Source organism: Agromyces allii, from assembly GCF_009749385.1.
GTDB classification, from domain to species: Bacteria; Actinomycetota; Actinomycetes; order Actinomycetales; family Microbacteriaceae; genus Agromyces; species Agromyces allii.
This window is the reverse complement of record NZ_WBIN01000006.1, coordinates 261035-275831: the sequence shown is the minus strand read 5'-3', so window position 1 is coordinate 275831 and position 14797 is coordinate 261035. Positions and strand designations below refer to the sequence as shown.

Genomic DNA, 14797 nt, shown 5'->3' with positions numbered 1-14797 from the left:
CACTGTAGCGATCCAGCCGGACATTACGATGGAGGGCATGCCCCGTTCCCGTCGTGTCGCCACCCCGCGTTCGCCGAGGCGACTCGCTCGCGACCGTCACGGCCGCGGCATGCGGTCGGCCGTCACCGGTCCGCACCTCGAACCGCTGTCGACGAGGCTCGAGGACTTCGACGCGACCGTCGCCGGCACCGCCTCGTACCTTCGGGGGCTCTGGCCCGAACTCGAGGGCGTCGTCTTCGAGGTCACCCAGGCGCCCGCAGAGGCGATCCACGTCGATCACATCGACCGGTGGAAGGTCGCGCACGACGAACGCCGCATCACGTTCCACCGGCTGCCGATCGTGCGGTTCCTGCGCCTGCAGGAGGGCGAGGAGCGCGACGAGAAGCTCCTCATCGAGAGCTGCGTGTTCCGCGCGGTCGCCGAGTTCCTCGACAAGGACCCCTGGGAGCTCGCACCGGGGCGCTACCGCCACCTCTGAGGCATCCCACTCGCCTGCGGGGCCCCGGCGCGCCCCGTGAGCACCCGTGAGCGGCGCTCGAGGCCGGCTCGCTGCCCGGCGGCCCGCTCAGCGAGGGTAGACGCGGATCGGCGAGTCCAGCGGCCCCGGCGGCGCGACCGGGAACGACGCGAGTGCGTCGCCACCGCGATACGTCACCGACGCCGTCAGCCCCTCGACGCCCTCCAGCAGCACGGTGCCGCGCGAGAGCGGCACCGACACCGTGCCCAGCGGCGGCACCGAGACCTCCCGCGTCGATCCCCCGACGGTGACGGATGCCGCGTCCGCACCCTCGGGGCCGGCCGCGAGGTGCAGGGTCGGCGACGGCCCCGACGCGACGGCGACCACGGCGGAATCGAGCAGAGGTAGGGCTGCGGTGAACCAGGCCAGATCGGCCGGCGCCGCGGCATCCGTCGCCTCGTCATCGGAACCGTCGCTCGTGCCGGCCACGGTCGAACGGGCCGCGGCGACGACCGGGCCGTCGGCGTCGATCCGCACCGTGTACGTGCCGGCGGGAAGATCGCCGAGCGGGATGTCGCTGACCTTGCCCGGCTGCAGGTCGACGTCGATCGCATCGCCCGTGCCACCGTCGACGGGCACGATGCCGATCGCGACCTCGACCGCCTCGTCGCCGGGGCTGTACAGGCGCAGGGCGGGGAACGCATCGCCATCGGCGTGGTCCTCGTCGGCGTGCACGCCCGCCGCGCCGTCGATGACGAGACCCGGGATGATCTGCGACGGCGCGGGCGGAGCCGTCGGACCGGTCAGCTCGACGCCCGCGGGCGCGAGCCCCTCGACGACGCTCTGCTCGAGCGACGCGGCGATCGCACCGCCCGTGCTCGTGACGTGCACGACGGGCGATGCGAGGTTCGGGGCGAGCCCGGCGAGCGACAGCACCCGCTGCGTCCGAGGCGGCACGGTGATGCCGATGGCGGACCGCGCCTCGACCGGCCCGGCCTCGCCGACGACGCGCACGTCCACCGTCGCCGCGACCGCGGTGGGGTTCGACAGCAGCACGAGACTGCTGCGCCCGACGGTCGTCGCACCCGCGACGAGCCACGACTCCTCGACGGCCTCGGTGCAGGATGCCGCGGCGAACCCGCCGAGCACGTCCGTGCCGACCGTCTGCGACTGGGCGCCCGCGAGCATGCCGGACTCGACCGCACCGGCGGCCGCGTCGATCACGAGCGGCCCGGAGTCCTCCGCGCCGTCGGGGTTCTCGGCCGAGGCGAGCCAGGACAGCTCGAGGTCGACGTCGTCGGGGTCGCTCGCCGTGACGACCGAGGCCGTGCCGACCGACTCGATCGCCGTCGCTTCGGCGGCGTCCGCGCCGATCGCGAGGACCGGCCCCGGACACACGCGCTGCTGGCTCACCGCTTCGGGCTCGACGACGGTCGACGGCGCCTCCGCCCGCGACGACGGCCACGTGCCGAGTGCGGCGGCTCCGACCAAGCCGACGGCCACCGCGGCGGTCGCGAGTGCGGCGAGCGTCCGCACGCCCGTGCGGAGGATCCTGCTGCGGTCAACGGGCATCGGGGGCCTCCCCTGCGTCGGGTCGGTCGGTGTTCGGCTCGGGATCCTCAGTCGGCGCGGCCTTCTTCGTTCGCGGTGCGCGCTTCGGCTTCGGCTCGGATTGCGGCTCCGGCTCGGGTTCCGGCTCCGGCTCCGGCTCCGGCTCCGGCGAAGTTTCGGGCGCTGGCTCGGGTTCCGGCTCCGGCTCCGGTCCCGGTCCCGGTTCCGGCGCCGTTTCGGGCGCGGGCTCAGTGTCCGGCGCGGTCTCGGATTCGGGTTCGGCGGACGGCTCCTGCTCGGGCTCCGACACCGGGTCGGGTTCGGACCCTGGCTCCGGCTCCGGCTCGATGGGCGTCGGTTCGGCCGCCACGCGCTTGGACGCGCGCACCCGCGGCTCGCGCTTCGTGCGCCGATCGACCTCTCGCCCGGCGCCCGTGGGGATGGACAGCAGCAGGGTCACGAGCAGCACGAGCACCTGCACGCCCGTCACCAGGCCGCCGACCCAGCCGGTGTCGGCCGGGATGCGGGTGGCCGCGGCATCCGGAGCGGCGTCGACGAACCGCCAGAGCGTTCCGAAGTCGGTCTCGCCGACCGGGGTGAGGGCCGCGTTGCCGTCGAGCGCGGTCCGCGCGCGTTCGGCGGTCGCGACGCCGGCAGGTGCGTCGGCCGTCGGCGCCGGCTCGAGGAGCACGAACGACACGCCGAACTCGCGCACCGCGGCATCCGCATCGAACCCGCTGCGACTCGCGAGGTTGCCGGCGATGCTCGCGATCTGGCGTTCGTCCTCGGTCAGCTCGGGCCGGGTCTGGGCGAGCGTCGACTGGTCGTCGAGGGTCTCGCCGAGGCCGTGCACGAGGGTCGCACGCAGGCCCCCGTCGTCGAGCGGCTGCATGCGCAGCGTCGCGACGCGCGGGTCGGCATCGGCCTCGGCGACGACGTACGCCGGTACCGAGCGCTCCGCCGCGGGACCGACGATCGCGGTGCCCGTCGCGAGCGAGCCCAGCGTCGGCATCACGGCGATGACCGCGCAGACGGTGAGCACGGCGACGACGGCTCCGCGCAGTCGGCGAAGGGCGTCGCCGCTCACGACGACGGCGACGATCGCCCCGAGCCAGGCGAGGCTGAGGCCGGCGCCGGACCAGACGGCGACCGACGCGTCGCCCGAGACGGCGACGGCGACGAGCGTCGCGGCGAACGCGGTCGCGAACCCGGCCAGCACGGTGAGCGCCGCCAGCACCACGGTGCGGATGCCGCGCGCGAAGAACGCGCCGAGCGCCATGAGCGCGAGCGGCACGAGCAGCGCCGAGAGCACGATCATCGTGGTGAGCGCGTCGATGCCGGACAGGGCCGGGATCGACGCGACGGCCTCGGGCCACCCGCCCCAGCCTGCCTGGGGCAGGCCGAGCGCGAGCTCCCAGGCCGTCGGCGGCGTGCTCCCGAACGGAAGGCCGGGGTCGGCGAGCAGCCCGAGCGGGTTGCCGCCGACGAACTGCTCGACGACGAGCGGCAGCGCCAGCGCGAGGGCGGGCACGGGCAGCCAGGCGAATCTGACGGCCGCGCGTCCGCTCGTGGCGAGCGCGACGATCCAGGCGAGCAGCAGCGCGGGTGCGAGGCTGGGCGCCGCGGCGATGACGGCGGCGAAGAGGAGCGAGGCGGTCGCGGCCGACGACCACGACCTGGCCGCCCCGAGCATCGCGTAGGCGAGCCAGCCGAGCAGCACGTGCGCGATGACCGCGCCGGGGCGTCCGTCGGCGAGCGCCGCGAGGAACATCGGTGCGAACGTCCAGAGCAGGGCCGCGAGCGCGCGCATCGAACCGCGCTCGGTGAGGCGGGATGCGGCGAACCACGCGCCGAGTGCGGCAGCGGGCAGTGCGAGCAGCCAGACGCCCACGAGCGCGAGCGACGGGGCCCAGAACGCGAACGAGCCGAGCACCGCGAGGATGCCGGCGAACGGATCCGCCGCGCCGACGAATCCGGCGCCGACGTCGCGCCAGCCGTACGCCGCGTTGCGCCAGAGCTCGGTGAGGCCGTCCGAGAGCGGCAGCAGTCCGCCGCCGGCGATGCCGCGGGCACCCAGCAGCCACGAGAAGAGGACGACGGAGGTCACGGCGGACACGAGCAGCACCCAGCCGCCGCCCGTGCCGATGAACTGCACGTCGTCGGTTCGCCCTCTGGCGCGGATCCGACGGGCTTCCGACGCCGCTTCGCGTCGTCGGCGCACCTCGTCGGGCTGGAGGCGCAGCGGGGCGACCGCCGACCACTTGGCCGTCCTCGCGGCGGCGAGCACACGGCGCGACCGCGCGACCTTCATGCCGCCGAACATCGTGCCGAGCGCGGCGGCGAACTCGCCGGGGATCGCCCCGGGGCGCTTGCCGAGCAGGTCGACGATCGACCGCAGGAGCGCGAGCGGGAGGAAGCTCAGCCAGTGCAGTGGCACGGCGGCGGCCGGCGCGTAGGCCAGTCGCCGGTGCAGGGCGGCCGAGCGGGCGAGACGGTCGCTGCGGCGGCGTGCGGATCCGCGATCGCCTTCGCGGGGCCCGGCGATGCCGTCGCGCCCGAACCGCAGTCGCGCGGCCGGCACGACGACCACCCGATGTCCGGCGAGCCTCGCGCGGACGCCGAGGTCGAGGCCGTCGTCGACGACCGGCAGCGCCGGGTCGAAGCCGTCGAGCGCCTGCCACACGTGGTGGCGCACGAGGATGCCGGCGGGGTCGGCGCCGAGCACGTCGCTGCGGTCGTCGTGCTGGCCCTGGTCGAGCTCCTCGGGCACGACGGGCACGGCACGGCCGAGGCGCGTCATGGTGCGGCCGAGGCTCACGAGCCGGTCGGGCTCGTCCCACTGCACGAGCTTGGGGGCGGCCACGGCGACGGTTCGCCCGTTCACGAGCGTCGCGAGCAGCGCCTCGAGCGCCTCGGGCTCCGGCGCCGAGTCCTCGGTCAGGAGCCAGAGCGCCTCGGTATCGCCGGTCGGCACCTCGAGGACGCGTTCGCCGGCGCGCACGGCGTCGCCGAAGGAGAGCGGCTCGTTCGACTCGACGAGGTGCGTCGCCCCCGCGGAGGCGGCGATATCTCGGGCATCGCCCTCGGGTCTGGCGAGCACGATGACGAGTGCGTCAGGCTCGCGGGTCTGCGCACGGACGGCGTCCAACGTGTGCCGAAGACGGTCGCCGCCGTGGCGAGCGACGAGGACGGCGGTGACTCTGGGGAACATCGTGGAAAGCCTAGGCGGCCCTCGGCGAGGCATCCGGAACTCCCCGGGCGCGCCTCGAATCCGTTCCGGCCCCGAAACGGAATGCGCGCCGTCACCCTCGACGGGTGACGGCGCGCATTCGCTCGGAACCGCTCAGACCGCGCGTTTGCGGAGCTTGCGACGTTCGCGTTCGGAGAGTCCACCCCAGATTCCGAAGCGCTCGTCGTTGCCCAACGCGTACTCGAGGCACTGCGCGCGGACTTCGCAGCCCGTGCAGATCTTCTTCGCGTCGCGAGTCGAACCGCCCTTCTCAGGGAAGAACGCCTCCGGATCGGTCTGCGCGCACAGTGCGTCGCTCTGCCATGCCAACGGATTCTCGTCGCCGGCTCCCGGACGAACCCCAGGAACGCCGAGCCGAACCGGATCGATGAACCAATCGTCAGGTACTCCAGAACGATATTCAGGATTGCTCATATCGTCTCCCACCCAGTTGTACCGACCACCCAGAGGGTGTGTCTTGAACAATTACACCGGTGTAGTTCGTGAGAGTCAAGTCGCAGATCGTAAACCCTCGATCGGGCGTCGAGGCTTCGACACGCGATCGACACGCCGAGGACGTCACGAGTTGTGATCTGGCACCTCGGGGTCGCGGATGTCGCGGACGGCCGCTCACCCCTCGGTCGCCGTGCGGCGGGCCTCCCAGGCGCTCGTGACCATATCGGGCAGCGTGTGCCGCATGCGCCAGTCGAGGTCGCGGGCGGCGAGCTCTCCCGAGGCGACGATCCGGGCGGGGTCGCCCGTGCGTCGGGGGCCGACCTCCGGCACGAAGTCGATGCCGGTGGCCGACGCGACGGCGGTCATGATCTCGCCGACGGAGACGCCGTCGCCCGATCCGAGGTTGTAGACGGGCTCGACGGGCTCGCCGGCATCGAGGCACTTGGCGGCCACGACGTGCGCCTCGGCGAGGTCGGCCACGTGGATGTAGTCGCGCACGCACGTGCCGTCGGGGGTCGCGTAGTCGGTGCCGTTGATGCGGGGCGTGCGGCCGTCGAGCAGCGCGTCGAAGACCAGCGGGAACAGGTTGTGCGGGCTCGCGTCGTAGACCTCGGGCGTGCCCGACCCGACCACGTTGAAGTAGCGCAGGCTCGTGTGGCGCAGACCGGTCGCCTTCGCCTGGTCGGCGATGAGCCACTCGCCGATGAGCTTGGACTCGCCGTACGGCGACTCGGGGCGCTTCGCCGTGGACTCGGTGACGAGGTCGACGTCGGGCGTGCCGTACACCGCCGCGCTCGACGAGAACACGATGCGGTCGACCCCCGCGCGCTCCATGGCGGCGAGCAGGGTCGCAGTGCCGGTCACGTTCTGCTCGTACGTGTGCAGCGGTCGCGTGACCGAGACGCCCGCGTACTTGAAGCCGGCGAGGTGCACGACCCCCTGCACGGCGTACTTCGTCATGGTCGCCTCGAGCAGGTCGCCGTCGAGGATCGAACCCTGGACGAGCGGGATGCCGGCGGGGACGAACCCCTCCTTGCCGGAGGAGAGGTCGTCGATCACGACCGCGTCGATGCCCTGCGCATGGAATGCACGTACGACGTGCGATCCGATGTATCCGGCGCCTCCGGTGACGAGCCAGCTCATGTCCTGCCTTTCCGGGCGCGCCCGGGCGGCAGGCCTCAGTCGATGCTAACCGGCGTTCGTCGGGCGACGTCGCGCGCGTCGAGGCGGTGATACCCGTCGCGGGCGGTCGAGAAGAAGGCTCCGGCGACCGCCCAGACGGCCAGGGCGGCGATGGCGAGGATCAGGAGAATGGTCATGGCAGAAAGTCTCGTCGTTGCCATATTCTGCCGAAAGTGGCAGCATGGACAACCACCGATCAGTTCCTGCCATGGAGGCCCCGTGCTCAACACCGTCGCGTGCATCGCGCTCCCCCAGATGGCCCCGTTCGAGTTCGGCGTCGTGTGCGAGGTCTTCGGCATCGACCGATCCGCGCAGGGCGGGCCGACCTTCGACTTCCACGTCGTGGCCGCCGACACCGGCCCGATCTCCACGAAGATGGGCTTCGACGTCGTCGTGCACGAGAACCTCGACGTCGCCTACACGGCCGACCTCGTCGCCGTGCCCGCCTCGGTCATCGGCACGCCTCCCGACGAACGCGTGCTCGACGTCATCCGGCACGCCGTCGAGCGGGGCGCGTGGGTGCTCTCGGTGTGCTCCGGAGCCTTCACCCTCGGCCACGCCGGTGTCCTCGCCGGCCGAAAGGCCACCACGCACTGGATGTACACCGACCTCATGGCCGAGATGTTCCCCGACACCCAGGTCGACCCCGACGTGCTCTTCGTCCAGGACGGCAGGATCGTCACGGGCGCAGGCACCGCGGCCGGCATCGACGCCGCACTGCACATCGTGCGCACCGAACTCGGCGCGAGCGCCGCGAACATCGTGGCCCGCCGCATGGTCGTGCCGCCCCAGCGCGACGGCGGGCAGTCCCAGTTCATCCAGGCGCCCGTTCCGGAGTGCCGCAGCGACTCGTTCGCCACCGTCACCGCGTGGATGCTCGAGCACCTCGACGAGGACCTCACCGTCGACCTGCTCGCACGCAAGGCCCTGATGTCGCCGCGCACCTTCGCGCGTCGGTTCCGAGCCGAGACCGGCACGACGCCCAACGCCTGGCTCAACCGCCAGCGCCTCCTGCGAGCGCAGCAGCTCCTCGAGGAGACGAGCCTCTCGCTCGAGGAGATCGCGCGAGAGACGGGGTTCGGCGCGGCCGCCGTGATGCGGCACCACTTCGTCAAGGTGCTGCAGACGACCCCGACCGCCTACCGGCGCCTGTTCGGCATGCGCGCCGAGTCCCTCGACGAGGGCCTGGTCGCGCACACGGCCTGACCGGTCGGCTCCGCCTCGGCGCCAGGTCGTCGACCTCCTGGCCGATGTCAGTGAGCGCTGCTGCGTGCGTGCTCGAACGCCCGGAGCTCGCGGGGCGCCGCCTGGAACCAGGCCAGGGGCAGCGCCGCATCCTGATCGTCCCAGAACGGAAGCGTGACGTAGGTGCGCCCGTCGACGACGACGAGTTCATGCGCGAGCAGGTCCAGTCCGCCCTGCTCGACGTACGCTCGGGCGCGAGCTTCGTCTCCGGCGATCAGCAGGGCGTACAGGACCTTGGACTCGGCCGGGACGCGGTCCCACACGGCGCGGCGCTCGATCGGCGGCGCGAGCGCGAGGAGACCGGCACGCAGCGCACGGCAGGCCTCGTCGCCCATTCCCGGCAACTGCGCGGCGGCGATCGCCACGTCGTTGGAGAGGAACTGGATGAGGCGTTCTTCGGCGACGTCTGCACCCGCCTCGGCCCTGACGATGGCGAGGGCGGCCGCCGCACTGCCGAACCGATCTGACACCTGCCGCGGAGAGACGGTCTGCTGGGTCATCGACGTGCCCTCGAGCCGGATGCGCCAGGCGACGATCCGACGGCTCGCCACGTCGAATCGCGAGGCCCGCGAGTATGCGGAGGCGCTGACGATCTGATCCTGGAAGTGCCCGCCCTCGGGGAAACGCAAGCCCGCTTCATCCCAGAACCGGCGAACGTAGAGCTTGGTCCACTGCACGGCGTTGACCATGATGTCCGGGAACGCCTGCACCGTGGTGCCGGGGCGGTCGACACGATGCGCCTCGTCGATCCAGAAGGCCGCGGGCGTCCGACGGCCGCCCACGAGCCGGTCGTAGGAACCGACCACGAAGTCCGACCCGGTGGCCCGCAGGCTCGCGATGAGATCGCGGTAGGCGCCGGCGAGCAGGACGTCGTCTCCGTCGAGGAACGTCACGTACTCACCTCGGGCCCGTTCGATGCCGAAGTTCCTCGCGGCGTTCGGATCGGAGACATCGACATCGAACACCTGCACGCGAGAGTCCTTCGACACCCACCGCGCGAGCTTGCTGCGCGTCCGGTCGGTCGATGCGTCGTCGACGACGATGACCTCCACGCGCCAGTAGGACTGGCCCAGGACGGACGCCAGGCACGCGTCGATGTAGCGTTCCACGTTCTTCGTGGGGATCACGACGGAGATCCATCCGTCCGTGCGGCGATCGGGCTCGACGCCGCGGGCGTGCGACCTTCCGCGACCGCCCCTGACGGGGACCAGAAGGCGACCCACGACCGATCGACCGAGGTTGGACGCCCACGCGATCGGGTTGGGTCGATCCACGCTTCGAGACGACACCCGAACACGCTACCCCACGGACCGCGGCGGGCGCTGACTCGAAGCGCGGCGGGCGCTGACTCTAAGATGGTCAGAGTGGCGCAAGAGTTCGAAGTGATCGTTGACGGAGTCCGATGCGTGCGATGGGCCCCGGAACCCTCCGCATCCGGAACCGCGAACCCGATGAACTTCGGCGATCTGCTCGGACCGCTCGTCATGCAGCGCATCCTCGCGGAGCGCGTCGGCCGGCGTGACACGGGCCGCGCTCGACGGGTCCTCAGCGTGGGATCGGTGTTGCACCTGAGCCGGCCAGGCGACGTCGTCTGGGGCACCGGTGTCAACGGCAAGATCGACGACCAGCAGTTCACCCCGTCGCTCGACGTCCGCGCCGTCCGCGGGCCGTACACGCGGGCCGTGCTCGCGGCGCGCGGCATCGCCGCCCCCGCGGTCTACGGCGATCCCGCCCTGCTCATCCCCCACCTCTTCCCGGAGTTCGCCGCGGCTTCGCCGTCGAAGCGCCGGTCCGTGCTCGTCGTGCCGAACCTGCACGAGCTCGATCGATTCACTCACGAGGGCACGCTGAGCCCGCTCACCGACCCCTGGACGATGGTCGAGGAGATCGCGGCGAGCGAGTTCGTCGCGGCGAGTTCACTGCACGCGCTCATCATCGCCGACGCACTCGGGATCCCGTCGAGACCGATCACCGCGGTGGCGGAGAACCCGTTCAAGTACCTCGACCACTACGCCGGCACCGGTCGACCCGACGTCCGTTTCGCGAGCTCCATCGACGAGGCGATCGCGCTCGGGCCGGTACCCGCCGCGGTGTGGGATCCTCACGCGCTCCTCGCTGCGTTCCCCTTCGACGTGTGGACCGGGGACGCGTCGCCCGGGTTCCCGGCCGACGCTCCGACCGCGTACCTCGAACTGGCCGCCGACGCCGCCATGCAGCGCGCAGCCCTCCGAAACGAGGCGGGCACGGATCCCGGCAGCGAGACGCTGGAGGCGCTCGAGCGGCTGGACGCCCTCTCCGCGCAGGACGCCCCCGTCTCCGGACTGACCCGCGAGGAGCTCGATTACGCGGGACTCGCGCGGCCGATCGGCGACGCGACGACGGCCCCGCTGCTCTCCGTCGTGATCCCGGCGCACAACACGAGGCCCTGGATCGGCGAGACGCTCTCGTCGGTCCTCGCGCAGGACCTCGACGGCATGGAGGTCATCGTCGTCGACGACCATTCGACCGACGGCACCCGTGCGGCGCTCGAGGAGATCGCGGCGACCGACTCGCGACTCCGCGTCATCGATTCGGTGACGCGCGGCGGCGGAACGGCGCGCAACATCGGCGCAGACCACGCGCGCGGCCGGTATCTCGTGTTCTGCGACGGCGACGATCTCGTCCCCGAAGGGGCGTACCGCTCGCTCGTCGCCAGCCTCGAGGGCTCGGGGTCCGACATCGCGTTCGGCGACTACGTGAAGTTCTCGCCCACGAGCACGTGGCGCCCCACCGCGAACTGGCCCGCATACGCCGCGCCCAGCCGTGGGATCACGATTCACGACGAGCCGACCCTGATCAACGGGCGCCCCTGCTGGAACAAGGCGTTCCGGCGGTCGTTCTGGGAGGCGTCCGACATCCGCTTCCCGGATGTCCCGCGCTCCAACGACATCGTGCCGATGGTGACCGCGTATCTCGCCGCAGAACGCCTCGACGTCGTCGAGAACGTCGTCTATCTCTACCGCGAGCGCCCCGGCGCGTCGTCGATGACGGCGAAGGCCGCTTCGGCCGAGGCCGTCAAGAGCTACCTGACCCAGGAACTGGCGTGCGCTCGGTTGATCCGCGATCACGCCTCCGACGAGCTTCGCGATCGCTACGCGATGCTCTTCCTCGCCCGCGACGGATGGGTGCACCTCGCGAAGTACTTCCGGTCTGAGGACCGCACCCGAGCGCAGGACGACGAGATCGCCGGCCTCGTCGGCGAGATCGTCGAGGTGCTCGACCTCGGCCCCGACGCCGTGCGCGAACCGAACAAGCGAATGCTCCTGCAGCTCATCGACGGCGGGTGGTACGGCCTCGCGACGACGATCGCGACGCTCTTCAGCGGCGCCGAGACCGACCTCGCGGTGCGACTGCACCACTGGCGTCGCGCTGTCGAGCGACCCGATGGCGAACCCGACCCGTTCGAGCAGGAGTACTTCGCAGATGCGCTCCTCCACGACCTGTCGCGCGCCGTCCTCGAATCGGGCGTCGATGGGGCGGCGGTGCTCGACCTGACCCGAACGCTCGAACGGCGCCACCCCGCTCCCCTGACCGCGATCCCCGAGCTCGCATCCCGACCCCTCGAACCAGAGCTTCTCGAGCGCAGGCTCGCGCGAGCCCGCGAGGTGAACGCGGCGCTCCTCAGCGTGGAGACCGGTTCCGCCCTGACCATTCGGTTCGCCGGGTCGATCTCGGCGTACGCACTCGAGCCCGTGCTGTACGACGAGGCGACCGGCGCAGCGCACCCGATGTCGGCGAGCTCGCAGGGCGACGACGAGAACATGCAGTGGACCGGCACGATCGCCCACTCGGCTCTGCCGAAGCACGTCTTCCTGCGCCCCGCACTCCGCGATGTCGCGACCGGCGAGGTCCTAACGACCCGGTTCGACGCGGTGACTCCCGAGTACGACCGGTTCGACCGGTTCCTCATGACGTTCGACCCTCGCGGCATCCGTCTCGCACGACGGTCGAACTGGCTGAAACGCGCCGCAGCGCGCGTCGGGCGCGCCACGAGCCGAAGGATCCGCCGGCCGAGCGATGCCCGGTCGGACGCCGTCTGACCGCCATCTGCGCCTCGGACTGCCGACACCCGAGACCAGAACGTCATCGACGATCGCCCAGGCGCCTTCGGGGCACCCCCCGGTCGATGTCGACGACCTCCTGCTCAGGAGCTGCTGTGCTCCGGTGGCTCCCCCACCAGCTCCTCGAGGAGGCGACTGTACTGCGCTGAGACGAGCCACGGCGAGATGGATCCGTTGAACCGGTCGAACTCCGGTGTGAGATTCGGACCCACCGGGTCGCGGACCACATCCGACAGCAGACGGGCCATGGATTCGACTGGCGCCTCGGTGTCGAAGAACCGCACCCAGGGCTCCGCCCCGAACTGCTCGACGAGGTGCTCCTCGCGCGGCAGGATCGCCGGAACCTCGAACGCCGCGGACAGGTGGAGGCTGCCCGAGTTCAAGATCGCGGAGTACGGGAACACCGCGACATCGGCCGCGGCGAACCACGTTCCGACGTCGCCATCCGGTACGAACCCGAATCGGGTGATCACGCGGGCTCCGGCGGGCAGAGCCCGTTCGATCTCCTCCTGCGCCTCGGGCTTCGCCGAGCCGGCGAGCAGGAGCGTGGGGGTCGGTTCACCCCGTTCGGCAAGGGTCCGAACGGCCGTGAGCAGCGTGGAGAGGCCCTTGTACGGTCGCATCTGGCCCAGGAAGAGCACCGTCGGCTCATCGGCTCCGACGCCGAGCATACGCCGCGCCTCGGCCTTCGACGGAGGCACCCCGTACACGCCGAGGTAGCTCGGGTGGGGCAGCATCCGGACCCGGTCGGCCGGGAGCTCGCAGATGTCCGCGACGAGTCGCGCCGTCGCGGGGGCCATGACGTGGATCACGTCGACGGATTCCGCGAGCAATCGGTAGAGCGCGATCTCGGCATCGCGGTGGGCGAGTTCGTGGGGCAGCTGGTTGTGCACGGTCCAGATCACGCGGACCCCGCGTTCCTGCGCGTCGCGCAGGAGGATCGTGAACTGGGCGAGCGCCGCCCAGGCGTCGGCATCGGTCTCGCAGCGCTGCAGGATCGGCGAAGTCCAGTGCAGGTGGAGCACGTCGCGGGCGCCCAAGTTCGCTGCGGCGCTCCGCAGGGAGTCGTTCGTGGTCGAGCCCGAGAACTCGAAGCCGCCTGTCCTCGGGGCGAGACTCAGCAGGTTCAGATACGGATTGTCGTCCCACGCGGGGAAGACCAGGACCTTGTGAATCGTGCGCACGAGAACCCATCGTATCCGTCCCTCGTGAGGTCGCGATCGGCCCGGCGTCCGAAACGGCCGGCAGGCCGCAAGCTCAGCGCCCGGTCGTCGCGATCCAGGCGATGCCGTCGCCCGTCACGGTGAGGCCCAGCTCGTCGGGCGTGACGTAGAGCGATGCGCCGCGCGCGACGGATGCCGAGCCCAAGGCGCCCGCGACCACGAGGTCGCCGCCCTCGGCGACCACGATCGCCGGGCCGTCGAGCACGATCGGCGAGCTCGCGGCATCCGTCGTCGTACTGCTCGCCTCGACCCGGTAGAGCACGAAGTCGGGCACATCGGGCCGGAAGACCTCGACGCCCTCGCCCAGGCGCTCCGGCGCGAGCCTCGGCGGCGCGATCGGCGTGAAGTCGAGCACGTCGAGCAGTTCGTCGACGTCGATGTGCTTGGGCGTGAGGCCACCGCGCAGCACGTTGTCGCTCGCGGCCATGAGCTCGATGCCGAGGCCTTCGAGGTAGGCGTGGATGTTGCCAGCCGCCAGGTAGAGCGACTCGCCGCGCACGAGTCGCACGCGGTTCAGCAGCAGCGAGATGACGATGCCCGGGTCGCCGGGGTACGCCTCGGCGAGCACGCCGACGGTCGCGAACGACGGCGCGTACGCCGAGTCGAGGGCGATGGCGGATGCCGAGAGCGCCGTCACGCGTTCGGTCACCCATGAGGCCTCGCCGGTGTCGCCCCCGCGTCCGTCGCGGAGCAGCCACTCGACGGTGTCGCGGAGCGGCTGCTCCGAGGCGAGGTGCTCGGCGAGGAGGTCGAGCGCACCCGGCTGCGGCTCGCCCGCGGCCCCGGCCGCGTCGGCCTCGCGGAGCGCCTCCAGCACGCCGGCCACCTCGTCGAGCGGGCGGAAGCCCGACAGCGCGTCGAAGGTGTCGCTCACGGCGACGATCAGTTCGGGCTTGTGGAACTCGTCCTTGTAATTGCGGTCGTAGGCCGTGAGCTCGATGCCCTCGGCCTCCTCGCGTGCGAAGCCGGCGCGGGCCTGCTCGGGCGTCGGATGCGCCTGCAGCGAGAGCGGCTCGGCCGCGGCGAGCACCTTCAGCAGGAACGGGAGCCGGGCGCCCCGCGCCGCGAGCTCCGGGCCCAGCGCTGCGGCCGGATCGGCCGCGATCCACGCTGCGAGGTCGGTGTACCCGGCCGCCGCATCGCCGCCGCCGCCGATGATGCGGGCCGGCGATCCGGCGTGCGCGCCGAGCCAGAGCTCGGCCTCGGGGGCGCCCGAAGCGGGCACCCCGCGGAATCCGGCGATCGCCGTCGTCGAGCCCCACGCGTAGTCGCGCGGGGTATTGCCGATGGACACAAACATCCCGTGTGGCCCCTTCCGAGAATTCCCTCAAAGCTACCAACGGCCGGATGACGA

General features: G+C 71.7%; 11 protein-coding genes. 3 read left to right on the top strand and 8 right to left on the bottom strand.

The features are described 5' to 3' along the window. Positions 1-37: 37 nt before the first annotated feature. On the top strand, positions 38-478 hold the full coding sequence (locus GQR16_RS09375) for a hypothetical protein (RefSeq protein ID WP_055859648.1): 441 nt from the start codon (positions 38-40) through the stop codon (positions 476-478). Positions 479-565: 87 nt separating this feature from the next. Here GQR16_RS09375 and GQR16_RS09370 read toward each other — a convergent pair whose 3' ends face one another. From GQR16_RS09370 to GQR16_RS19585, 5 genes are all read right to left on the bottom strand, one after another. Continuing rightward, the gene (locus GQR16_RS09370; RefSeq protein ID WP_157414874.1) at positions 566-2029 is read right to left on the bottom strand and encodes a DUF5719 family protein; all 1464 of its coding nucleotides are present in this window, start codon (positions 2027-2029) and stop codon (positions 566-568) included. After that, positions 2019-5219 (bottom strand): glycosyltransferase, encoded by a 3201-nt coding sequence (locus tag GQR16_RS09365; protein ID WP_170298452.1) that lies wholly within the window; start codon positions 5217-5219, stop codon positions 2019-2021. The genes GQR16_RS09370 and GQR16_RS09365 overlap by 11 nt, the downstream gene beginning before the upstream one ends. 132 nt (positions 5220-5351) lie before the next feature. Beyond that, positions 5352-5672 (bottom strand): WhiB family transcriptional regulator, encoded by a 321-nt coding sequence (locus GQR16_RS09360; protein WP_074401056.1) that lies wholly within the window; start codon positions 5670-5672, stop codon positions 5352-5354. Positions 5673-5867: 195 nt separating this feature from the next. Next, complete coding sequence (galE, locus tag GQR16_RS09355) at positions 5868-6836, bottom strand: UDP-glucose 4-epimerase GalE (protein ID WP_157414872.1); 969 nt, start codon at positions 6834-6836, stop codon at positions 5868-5870. Between the two features lie 35 nt (positions 6837-6871). Next, a complete protein-coding gene (locus GQR16_RS19585) occupies positions 6872-7012 on the bottom strand; it encodes a hypothetical protein (protein WP_170298440.1) in 141 nt (46 codons plus the stop codon). 82 nt (positions 7013-7094) lie between these two features. Here GQR16_RS19585 and GQR16_RS09350 point away from each other — a divergent pair, with 82 nt between their 5' ends. Further along, positions 7095-8081 carry a GlxA family transcriptional regulator gene (locus tag GQR16_RS09350; protein ID WP_157414871.1) on the top strand — a complete coding sequence of 329 codons (987 nt, stop codon included), beginning with the start codon at positions 7095-7097 and terminating at the stop codon, positions 8079-8081. 47 nt (positions 8082-8128) lie between these two features. Here GQR16_RS09350 and GQR16_RS09345 read toward each other — a convergent pair whose 3' ends face one another. After that, positions 8129-9247 carry a glycosyltransferase family 2 protein gene (locus GQR16_RS09345; protein WP_170298451.1) on the bottom strand — a complete coding sequence of 373 codons (1119 nt, stop codon included), beginning with the start codon at positions 9245-9247 and terminating at the stop codon, positions 8129-8131. Between the two features lie 279 nt (positions 9248-9526). Here GQR16_RS09345 and GQR16_RS09340 point away from each other — a divergent pair, with 279 nt between their 5' ends. Further along, positions 9527-12199 carry a glycosyltransferase gene (locus GQR16_RS09340; protein ID WP_170298450.1) on the top strand — a complete coding sequence of 891 codons (2673 nt, stop codon included), beginning with the start codon at positions 9527-9529 and terminating at the stop codon, positions 12197-12199. Positions 12200-12303: 104 nt separating this feature from the next. On the opposite strand, the gene GQR16_RS09335 is transcribed toward GQR16_RS09340, so the two are convergent. Both GQR16_RS09335 and manA read right to left on the bottom strand, forming a co-directional pair. Then, positions 12304-13404 carry a glycosyltransferase gene (locus GQR16_RS09335; RefSeq protein WP_157414868.1) on the bottom strand — a complete coding sequence of 367 codons (1101 nt, stop codon included), beginning with the start codon at positions 13402-13404 and terminating at the stop codon, positions 12304-12306. A 73-nt stretch (positions 13405-13477) separates the two neighbouring features. Beyond that, the gene (gene manA, locus GQR16_RS09330; RefSeq protein WP_157414867.1) at positions 13478-14743 is read right to left on the bottom strand and encodes a mannose-6-phosphate isomerase, class I; all 1266 of its coding nucleotides are present in this window, start codon (positions 14741-14743) and stop codon (positions 13478-13480) included. Positions 14744-14797 lie beyond the last annotated feature (54 nt).

Bases quoted from the DNA above. Each gene is read 5' to 3' on its own strand.
- GQR16_RS09375 (WP_055859648.1), top strand. From the start codon at position 38: ATGCCCCGTTCCCGTCGTGTCGCCACCCCGCGTTCGCCGAGGCGACTC.
- GQR16_RS09370 (WP_157414874.1), bottom strand. From the start codon at position 2,029: ATGCCCGTTGACCGCAGCAGGATCCTCCGCACGGGCGTGCGGACGCTC.
- GQR16_RS09365 (WP_170298452.1), bottom strand. From the start codon at position 5,219: ATGTTCCCCAGAGTCACCGCCGTCCTCGTCGCTCGCCACGGCGGCGAC.
- GQR16_RS09360 (WP_074401056.1), bottom strand. From the start codon at position 5,672: ATGAGCAATCCTGAATATCGTTCTGGAGTACCTGACGATTGGTTCATC.
- galE (WP_157414872.1), bottom strand. From the start codon at position 6,836: ATGAGCTGGCTCGTCACCGGAGGCGCCGGATACATCGGATCGCACGTC.
- GQR16_RS19585 (WP_170298440.1), bottom strand. From the start codon at position 7,012: ATGACCATTCTCCTGATCCTCGCCATCGCCGCCCTGGCCGTCTGGGCG.
- manA (WP_157414867.1), bottom strand. From the start codon at position 14,743: ATGTTTGTGTCCATCGGCAATACCCCGCGCGACTACGCGTGGGGCTCG.